This window comes from Thiocapsa sp., assembly GCF_035467215.1.
GTDB lineage: Bacteria > Pseudomonadota > Gammaproteobacteria > Chromatiales > Chromatiaceae > Thiocapsa.
This window is the reverse complement of sequence record NZ_DATITZ010000115.1, coordinates 1-9,247: the sequence shown is the minus strand read 5'-3', so window position 1 is coordinate 9,247 and position 9,247 is coordinate 1. Positions and strand designations below refer to the sequence as shown.

The following is a 9,247-nucleotide window of genomic DNA, read 5'->3' as shown; positions in this document are numbered from 1 at the left end:
AGGTCATTGCGGCCGCTCATCGGTGCCGGCGCAGCGTCCGAAGATGGTCCTCCAGATTCACTCACAGTGTTGACTGCGACAGTCCGCTACGCGCGTTGACCGGACGCTCAGGTCAGATGTGCCGGTGACCGAAAATGGGGCCCTGCCGTCGCCCACACCGGCGACTCGGCTGACAGCAATTTGCGCAGCGGTCAGATCCGGTGTTTGCGGGCGCCTACTCTGTGGCGATACGTCCCAACGCATCGGCGAGATCTACCGCCAAGCCCGTGCCGCGGGGCGTGAGCCCGCGTGCTCGGCGCCGTGAGGCGGACGTCAGGTGACGCGCGCCGAATTAGTCGTCCCAGAGGGCATCCAGGGCCACGAGGATCCGCGGACCCGAGCTCGGATCGACCTGCGGGGAGCGGTGGATCGCCCCGCCGGCCACGTTACCCTGCCAGGCGGTGCCCCTTGAGCAGCACAATATCGAAGGGCCGGGCTTGGCCGGTTGCCGGGGCGCCTGCGGCGCTGTCGGGCAGACCCCGCGGGCCGATCCCGGAAGCGTCAAGCCATTCCGTCCCCGGACCGCACCAAGTGCAGAGCATTCGGATGCCGGTGCGATCGACATGCCAGCGGGGACACATGGCGCGATCCAGACGCTCGATGCGCAGGCCGATGGTCCGGCAGTTTCGAGACTTAAACCACACGCTATATCGGGTATAAGGTGTACGCCCGCACGTGAGTTCACCCGATCGACGTCATTACCCGTCGGAGATCGCTGCCGAGACCCGATCCCCACGACGCCGTCTTCAGCGCAGGGCTGTTCGACCCGGCCTCGAATCCCCCGGCACGACTTCCTTCAAAAAACGAAAAAAGCGGTTTAGACTCCGTCAACGAAACGGATATGGACACTCGGAAATGGATGCTTGCCGCCGTCCCTCGCGCACCCGGCCCCTCGACGCGGCCGATTCACCCGAATATGACCTCGACGATGACTGGTTCGCCCTCGGCGCACTCTGCTTCAACGCTGCGCTCGACCCCCGACACCTGCCCCCAGTTGGACATCTCAAGCTGCAGCTCGCCTGGCTGATCGGATTCTCCACCGCGTGGTTCAATGGCTGGAGCGGCGATGGCGAGGTGCCGATCGACGACGATGTCACCCTCTACACGGCCATCACCGCGACGCTGCGCAATCATCAGCCCTTGCTCTTGGAGATCATGGCGATCCCATCGGTCGGCGAAAGCTGCGGGCCTCATTGAGATCGGACGGACTGGCGACCCGAACGGGCTCGCCGAGAACCCGAGACGGTACGAGCTTGAATGCAGGGACAATCCGAGTAAGACCTTACGCCTGATCGCGAGGAGAGTGATGCCGAAGACGACGTATTCGCAACTGCGTAACGGCTATCAGCCCGAACGATGGTCTCTGAGTCGAGCAGTACGGACACGCTTTGTTTGTTGGCACTCGATCTTTGCGTTACGCTGTGACGTGAATACCAACTACAAGGAGACACCCATGTCCGAGAGAGATCCACTCAGTGCCGCAATCGGGTTGCGGCTGCGCGCCGAACGCCACCGGCGGAAGTTGAGTCTGTCGCAGCTCGCTGCGTTGACGGACGACAGACTGGCCAAGTCACGGATCAGCAACTACGAGCAGGGTATCCGGCGCATGGGGCTCGAGGAGTCTGTGATGCTGGCGCGCGCATTGGGCGACGTCTCGCCCGTGTATCTGCTTTGTCTGGAGGACAGCGATCCGTTGTCGAGTGACGAGATCAATCTACTGGCCCGCTATCGTGCGAGCGACAAACGCGGGCGGGCGATGATCGACTCGGTGGCCGAGTCCGAAGCCGATCGCTCGCACGGTCAGCGGGCGCAGGCGGCCTAGCGGAAGTATCGCATCCGGATTATCCGATCCGATGATCTGGTACCAAGACCCCACCAGCACCCAGCCCGGGTCGTTTGCGAGATCGAAAGGGTTCTTCCGATATCCAGGGGACGCATGGCTCGCAACCGTCTCGCAAAAAACACGCTACGTCAGAATATTACGAACGGATGACTTGAATAATCGCTGCATTTATTCGATCAAGATATTCTTTTCGTGTCCGAAATACTCGATAGGCACGTAAAAATTTGATTGCCTGCAAGGCCGGACTTCGGTTAGGTTCGCAACTGTCTGTCTTATGCCTCATGATCGTCATGGTTTTTTCGTGTACGACCTTCAAGGCGTGCACGGATCGTCGAGGCAACAACGCCTAACCGTCAAAGCAACGGCCAACTGCTGTCGCCGCTGTCCGAATGAACAGGCCCGACCCTCTTGGTCCGGGGCATATCATCCATCGAGACATGGAGTGTCGGACGCGGATATGGCGGACCTATCAGCAACCTCAGGGAACCGGTGCGGTCACGATCCAACCGCTCCGCGCTGGTTTGCTGCACCACCCGACCATAAACCGCGACCGCCGATCATCCGCAAGTTGGTCGAGCGCATACGCGCTTTCTACGACGATCCTCAGAAGATCCCGAGTCTGGCAAGCGCGCTGTTCGGTCGAAAGAAAGCCGCCGAACCCGACGGTGATTACACGCCGAGACAGATGCGTTCGGAACGCCGGGAGGCATGCTGTGCTCTGCTCGGGGCCATCGTCCACTACTGCGACCTACCCTCGCTCTGCCTGAGCGTGCCGCAACCCGACGGTACCCTGCTGCCGATCCGCATGGACACACTGGCCGAACGCGCCGGGCTGAGCCTGCGTCGTGCCGAGCGCGCGATGCGCGACATCGTCGGCGGAGGACTCCTGACGATCTACCCGCGTTGCGAGCTTCAGGAGGATGGTAGCTATATCGGCCGTGCGGCCATCCGCGTCGTCCCCGCCGCGTTCTTCGGGTTGTTCGGTCTACAGGCGAGGCTCGAGCATGACCGGCAACGGATCGGCCAGAAGCGTGCTCAGGACCAGGGCGGGACGCCGAACCGCACGGCTGCCGCCCGCATGATGATCGGAGCACGCGCCTTGCTCGACAGGGTCGTGGGCGGCGGCCCCGCGTCTAAACCGGCCGCTGCCCATATCCCCGATTTCTCTTCCGACTCCCCTCCCCTCACCGGCCCGTTCACGCACAGCAAGCACATCGACGCCATGCGCGCGATGTTGGACGACGCCGACTCATCCAGGCCGGCAGACCGCACCGACACCGCGAACCGCCTCGTTCAGCCGGACATCGCCGATGGCCTCAATCCGTTCCCGATCCGCTGCGACACCTCGTAGGTCACCGCGGAGTTAACCAACGCTTCATTCCCCATCCGCCATCGCCGGCGACGCTCCCGCTTGTCCTGAACTCTCCACGATCGCCCTCGCCATCCCTGCACGAGCATCGATTTCACTGTCTTTCGCGCTGCAAACACCGCTTTGGGCCTTGTACGCCTGTCCGACAGATCTGCTGAGTCGTCCGAGGCCGTGTCTCGGCGAGTCGCCGAGAATTAAGTGTCGTGGTAACGGGAAGAAGTGTCGGGGCTCGACCACGGAGAGTGGCGCATGACTGCCGGATGGCCGTTATGTGACGGCCGAGAGGCCCCTTAAGTGGCGGTCCTCATCATCCGGTTCTTCATCTAGAGGAAAGGAGCGCTAGCCTTCGGCTACGCGCTTCTCATGGACTCGCTATCGCTCGTCCGGAAGAGGGGGCCAGGGGGAGTGCAGCCGAGGCTTGGAGCAGTCCTGAGAGTCGAGCAGAGCATCACGGGTTCCGCTTGGCACTCGATGATCTTGACATGCGTGATGTTACGTTATTCGTGACAACCGCAAAAGGGCCATCAATCACGATGGGCAGATGCCCGCGCATGCGACTCCGCACTCCCCCATCTTCGGCCAGCGTCTGCGGCAACTCCGCAACCAGGCCGAACTCTCCCAGGAAAAGGTCGGCGTCATGATCGGCTTGGAGGAGAGCAGTGCGCGGGCTCGGATCAGCCGCTACGAGACAGGCGAGCACGATCCATCCGAGGCAACGGCCATAAAGATCGCCGAGGTCTTCGGCGTACCGCTGGCCTATCTCTACACCCCAGATCCGCGGCTCGGCGACATCATCCGATGCTACGACCGCATGGACGAAACGGATCGCGCGCGACTCGCAGAGCTTGCCGCAAGGCTCGTGGAGTCATCGGAACCGTAAGACCCCGCCCCGTCCTGTTCGTTCTGGATCCAAAAGGTCGAGGATTTGGGGAGAAGGTCGGATCGAGCCATCGCTGCATGAAGTTGACGCCTTGCGCAGGAGCCAGGTTCCTCGGTCGGGCGACGGGATGAAACCGTGGCGCCCGTCCGAGTGCGGAAGTCAACTCGAGGTGCCCGTTGCTACTACTGTGGCGCCCCGATGTGGCTCGCTAGTCCTGATGAGCTGATAGCCCAACTGAACATCACCAAAGGCATCGCGACCCGCCTGCAATGTACGGGCGAACATTTGCTCGCTGTGCCCGACCCCGGCGCCTACCGGCAGGGTGTGACCAAGCGAATGCGCGCCGGGAAATGGCACCCGCGGAAGAGCCATCGCGCTTTGGGTCAACGGTACCTTGCGGCCGATGTCGTCCCGGACCCGAGGACGATTGGCTCGCAAACAGCGATTTGATTCCTCAAAGCGGAATCCGGTCGAAGCGCGTGGCCCGCCGGTGGGCTGCGGCCGGTCCCGCGAGTCCCTCTCGGGCCATCCAAACCGTCTGCCACCCCGCCTCCCGGGCGGCGTCGAGCTCCTCGCGCACGTCCGACAGGAACAGGATGCGCCGGGGAGGGACGCCGATGGCCTCGGCGATGCGCCGGTAGGAGCCGACCTCCCGTTTGTGTCCGATGCGGGTGTCGAAATAGCCGGACAACAGCGGCGTCAGGTCGCCGGCGGCGGTGTGGCTGTAGATCTGCCGTTGCGCATGGACCGATCCCGATGAGTAGATGTAGAGCCGAAACCCCCGCGCGTGCCAAGTCCGCATCGCCGGGGCGACGTCCGGATAAAGGGGCGTCACCAGCTCGCCGTTGCGGTATCCCTCCTCCCAGATCAGACCCTGCAGGGTCTTCAATGGCGTGACCTTCTGGTCCCGCTCCATCCAATGGCACATGCGCACCACCACCGCTTCGTCGTTCCACACGCCGCCCGCCTCCCGCGCTTCGTCCATGATCGCCGCCACGTCGGGCTCGTTGCGGTGCTGGCGGATGTAGTTCGGCAGGCGCTCACGGGCGTAGGGGTACAACACCTCGGTCGCGAACGCGACTGAGGTGGTCGTTCCCTCGATATCCAGCACTATCGCCTCGACCGGCATCATGTCTGCTTAATCCTGTCGGCGGAGATTCACGGCGAAATCCGGAGTGTAACGCCATGTCCGGCATCGCTCGAAACATCTCTACCTCGCCCGCCCCACCCCCGGCGCTACAATCCGCCGATGCAGCCGCCCTCCCCCGACCCCACCCCTCACGAACGCCTCGCCGGCGCAATCGAGCGCGTGACCTTCCACAGCGAGCAATCCGGCTTCTGCGTGCTGCGGGTGAAGGTCAGAGGTCAGCGCGATCTGATGACGGTGATCGGCAGCGCCGCGTCGGTGTCGGCCGGGGAGTCCATCGAGGCCCAGGGCACCTGGGTCAACGATCGCGAGCACGGGTTGCAGTTTCGCGCCGAGCAGCTCCGGGTCGTTCCCCCGACCACGCTCGAAGGTATCGAGAAGTATCTCGGCTCCGGCATGGTCAAGGGCATCGGTCCGCACTTCGCCCGCAAGCTGGTACGCGCCTTCGGCGAGGCCGTGTTCGACGTCATCGAGAACACGCCCGAGCGCCTCGAAGAGCTCGAGGGCATCGGCCCGAAGCGCCGCGAGCGGGTGTCCAGCGCCTGGGCCGAGCAGAAGGTCATCCGCGAGATCATGGTCTTCCTGCAATCCCACGGGGTCGGCACTTCGCGAGCCGTGCGGATCTACAAGACCTACGGGGACGAAGCCATCCTCAAGGTCACCGAGAACCCCTATCGCTTGGCGCTCGACATCTGGGGCATCGGCTTCAAGACCGCCGATCTAATTGCGCAGAACCTCGGCATCCCGCGGGATTCGCTGATCCGCGCCCAAGCCGGCGTGCGCCATGCACTGCAGGTCTGGTCCGAGCAGGGGCATTGCGCTGCCCCGCCCGAGAAACTCGTCGCCATGGCGATCAAGCTGCTGGAGATCCCTGCGGCGATCATCGAAGAGGCGATCGCGAGCGAGCAGACGGCGGAGAATCTGATCCTGGATCGGGAGCTGCTCTTCCTGACGCCCTTGCATCGCGCCGAAGTCGGGTGCGCGTCGCACATACGGCGTCTACTGCAAGGGGCACCGCCCTGGGGGACGGTCGATCCGGAAAAGGCCCTGCCGTGGGTCGAGGCGCAGACCGGACTGACCCTCGCACCCTCGCAGCGCGGAGCGGTCGCGACCATGCTCGCGAACAAAGTAACCGTCATCACGGGCGGTCCGGGCGTGGGCAAGACCACCCTGGTCAATAGCCTGCTGCGCATCCTGCAGGCCAAGCGCCTGTCGGTCGCCCTGGCTGCGCCGACGGGGCGCGCCGCCAAGCGCCTGACCGAGACCACCGGGATCGAGGCCAAGACGGTGCATCGTCTGCTGGAGTTCGATCCGACGACCTTCCGCTTCAAGCGCGATGCGGAGAATCCGCTGGAGACCCAACTCCTGGTCATCGACGAGGCGTCGATGATGGACACCGTGCTGATGAACCAGCTCCTGCGTGCGGTCCCGGACGATGCGGGCTTGCTGATCGTCGGGGACGTCGATCAGTTGCCCTCGGTCGGCCCCGGCGCGGTCCTGGCTGATCTGATTGGCTCGGGCGCAGTGCCGACGGTGCGCCTGACCGAGATCTTCCGCCAGGCGCTCAGCTCACGGATCATCGTCAACGCCCACCGAATCAACCAAGGCGAGATCCCGCTTGCCCCGGCCAAGGGCGAGACCAGCGACTTCTATCTAATCGAGGCGACCGACCCCGAGGACATCGCCGCCAAGCTCTACGCCAGCGTGACCACGCGCATTCCGCGCGGCTTCGGCTTCGATCCGGTCGAGGACATCCAGGTACTGGCGCCGATGAACCGCGGCGGACTCGGTGTGCAGGCGATCAATGTCGAGCTGCAACGCCTGCTCAACCCGACGGCCGAGCCGCGGGTGCAGAAGTTCGGCACAACCTACGCGCCCGGCGACAAGGTGCTGCAGCGGGTCAACAACTACGACAAGGAGGTCTTCAACGGAGACATCGGGCGGATCGCGACCATCGATCCGGAGCAGAGCACGCTGACCGTGACCTTCGACGGCCGGGCGGTGAAGTACGACTTCGGGGACCTCGACGAGCTCGCGCTCGCCTACGCCGCAAGCATCCACAAGTCCCAGGGCTCGGAGTACCCGGTGGTGGTGATCCCGCTGGCGATGCAGCACTACCAGCTGTTGGAGCGTAATCTGCTCTACACGGCCGTGACGCGTGGGCGCAAGCTGGTGGTGATCATTGCCGAGACGAAGGCGTTGCGGATGGCGGTCAAGCGGCGGGAGTCGCAGCGGAGGGTAACGCGGTTGGGGGAGAGGCTACGGGAGGGATCGGGCGTCCACGAGCGGGGGGCATTTCCAGCTCAGCCCGAGCAGCCCACGAGCCAACATCCATGAGGCGGTCAGATGCCAGCCAGATAGGCGGCCTTCCACCCGGCATAGCGCTCGACCAACCCCCGCAACGCCTCGGGCTCGTAGGCCCGCAAGCCACTCAGGATCAGGGTCTTCGCGCCCTGCCCGACCGGCTCCCCGGCGGCCGTCAGGCGGAATCCGAGTCGGGCCTCGCCGCGCTTGCCCTTCACCTCCAGCTCGGTCGATTCCAGAGCAATGTCCAGGTCATGGCAGTCCAATCGGTCCAGCTCAAACGACATCCGGTCATAGATCACCAGGGGCCGATCCGGGTTGATCATCACACCCTGCTGCTCCATGAGCGGCACCAGGATGTGCGGAAAATTCCGACCCGAAAAGGCCACGTAGCGGCGCACCAGCGATTCAATCATGACCAGATCCCCGGTCACCTGTCCCGAACGCTCGACCTCGAGACAGGGCTTGCCTTCGGTCGTCTCGACCACGACGCCGGCGCCGCTCTGAATGACGTTCAATGCGGCATCTGCTGCGACCATTCCGGTGAAGCGAAAGGTCATCCGACTCGCAAGACCACATCGGGCGAGGACAAGTGCAAAGAGGAGATCGCCGGGGGCACAGAAGCGCGGATTCGTTGCATCGTGGATCGGATTGAAGTCACCCGCGACCTCCTTGGCGAAGGCGCTGCCTTGCGGCGCGGAGATGCGCAGCGTGACCTCTTCGGCCGTGTGGAAAGGATCGAGAAACATGGCTCAAAGCTCCGAGGTATGGGAGGCCGGACGACCTGCCACTGAGGCGAGGAAAGGACATCGACGGCGAGAGGGGTCGGGTTGGCGCTGCTTGCCCTCGGGGAACACTGTCGCTTCGTGCCTACGCACTAGCGGTTCATCCCCGCAGACGCGGGGAACACGTGGAGAAGCAAGCCCGCCCCGGCGCGCCGGCGCCCCGGCACTGTCGAGGTTAAGCTTGAATGCCGCTTCAGATCCACTACGAGACGTTGGCGTTGGACAACGCCGCCCCACCATCAGCGAGAATCAAGTATCACCGAAGCGGATACCGCGGAGTGCCTCCGATCAGGCTGATTCGCGTTTAATCAGACAAGCCGTTCCATGTCGAGAAAAGGCGGCTGCCGACCCGGACCGACAACCGAGTCGAGCCAAACGAGTAATCGCTGTGTTCCGGGAAGCCGTCACGGGTCGTTCGCAGCGTGGTGACTCCTCAATCCTGTTTGCTGCCACCCAAGCCTCCACGTTGAGTGACTGAATTGGACGCAATGCGGTCACCCAAAACCTGAGCCTGGGCGCGTGCTCAGGACCCATTACGGCCACCGAGCGCCGACTGCTTCGACGTCTGGATCGGACCGGGAACCGGCCGCTGGGCGCTTTCGGCGAAGACAGCTCTGGCCCGGGCAGCAATCCATTCGCGCCGAGCGTTAACGACTTGCAAACTTCCGACGCCTGACCTGCAAGTATTGTCGGATCCGGACCGCAGGAGCCGACAACATCAGACCTTGCTGACCCACGTTCGTCCGACAATAGACCAGATTCACCGCCAATCATCCTGGCATTGCGCTCGCGAGCGCCTGGATCGTGGCGTAGGTCATTCCCTATGACTTTGTGATATAACACTAAGTATGACATCGGATCGGAGCGCAAGGGCACGTGA

9 protein-coding genes are annotated in these 9,247 nt (G+C 63.6%); 5 read left to right on the top strand and 4 right to left on the bottom strand.

Translation table 11 applies throughout. The annotated features are described in order from the left end of the window. Positions 1-331: 331 nt before the first annotated feature. A complete protein-coding gene (locus tag VLR48_RS20220; protein WP_414718585.1) occupies positions 332-424 on the bottom strand; it encodes a hypothetical protein in 93 nt (30 codons plus the stop codon). Position 425: 1 nt separating this feature from the next. Then, the gene (locus tag VLR48_RS06680) at positions 426-683 is read right to left on the bottom strand and encodes a DUF1826 domain-containing protein (protein ID WP_325291026.1); all 258 of its coding nucleotides are present in this window, start codon (positions 681-683) and stop codon (positions 426-428) included. Between the two features lie 211 nt (positions 684-894). On the opposite strand from VLR48_RS06680, the gene VLR48_RS06675 reads away from it, so the two are divergent. From VLR48_RS06675 to VLR48_RS06660, 4 genes are all read left to right on the top strand, one after another. Further along, a complete protein-coding gene (locus VLR48_RS06675; protein WP_325291025.1) occupies positions 895-1,236 on the top strand; it encodes a hypothetical protein in 342 nt (113 codons plus the stop codon). Positions 1,237-1,492: 256 nt separating this feature from the next. Beyond that, positions 1,493-1,861 (top strand): helix-turn-helix transcriptional regulator, encoded by a 369-nt coding sequence (locus VLR48_RS06670; protein ID WP_325291024.1) that lies wholly within the window; start codon positions 1,493-1,495, stop codon positions 1,859-1,861. Between the two features lie 589 nt (positions 1,862-2,450). Then, positions 2,451-3,233, top strand: coding sequence for a hypothetical protein (locus VLR48_RS06665; RefSeq protein ID WP_325291023.1), 783 nt, complete (start codon positions 2,451-2,453; stop codon positions 3,231-3,233). A gap of 559 nt (positions 3,234-3,792) precedes the next feature. Continuing rightward, complete coding sequence (locus VLR48_RS06660; RefSeq protein WP_325291022.1) at positions 3,793-4,131, top strand: helix-turn-helix transcriptional regulator; 339 nt, start codon at positions 3,793-3,795, stop codon at positions 4,129-4,131. A 454-nt stretch (positions 4,132-4,585) separates the two neighbouring features. Here VLR48_RS06660 and mtnC read toward each other — a convergent pair whose 3' ends face one another. Then, positions 4,586-5,263 carry an acireductone synthase gene (gene mtnC / locus VLR48_RS06655; protein ID WP_325291021.1) on the bottom strand — a complete coding sequence of 226 codons (678 nt, stop codon included), beginning with the start codon at positions 5,261-5,263 and terminating at the stop codon, positions 4,586-4,588. A gap of 117 nt (positions 5,264-5,380) precedes the next feature. Between mtnC and VLR48_RS06650 the strand changes: the two genes are divergently transcribed. After that, positions 5,381-7,615 (top strand): ATP-dependent RecD-like DNA helicase, encoded by a 2,235-nt coding sequence (locus VLR48_RS06650; RefSeq protein ID WP_325291020.1) that lies wholly within the window; start codon positions 5,381-5,383, stop codon positions 7,613-7,615. 5 nt (positions 7,616-7,620) lie between these two features. Here the strand turns inward: VLR48_RS06650 and VLR48_RS06645 are convergent, their stop codons facing one another. After that, on the bottom strand, positions 7,621-8,331 hold the full coding sequence (locus tag VLR48_RS06645) for a DUF3581 family protein (RefSeq protein WP_325291019.1): 711 nt from the start codon (positions 8,329-8,331) through the stop codon (positions 7,621-7,623). Positions 8,332-9,247 lie beyond the last annotated feature (916 nt).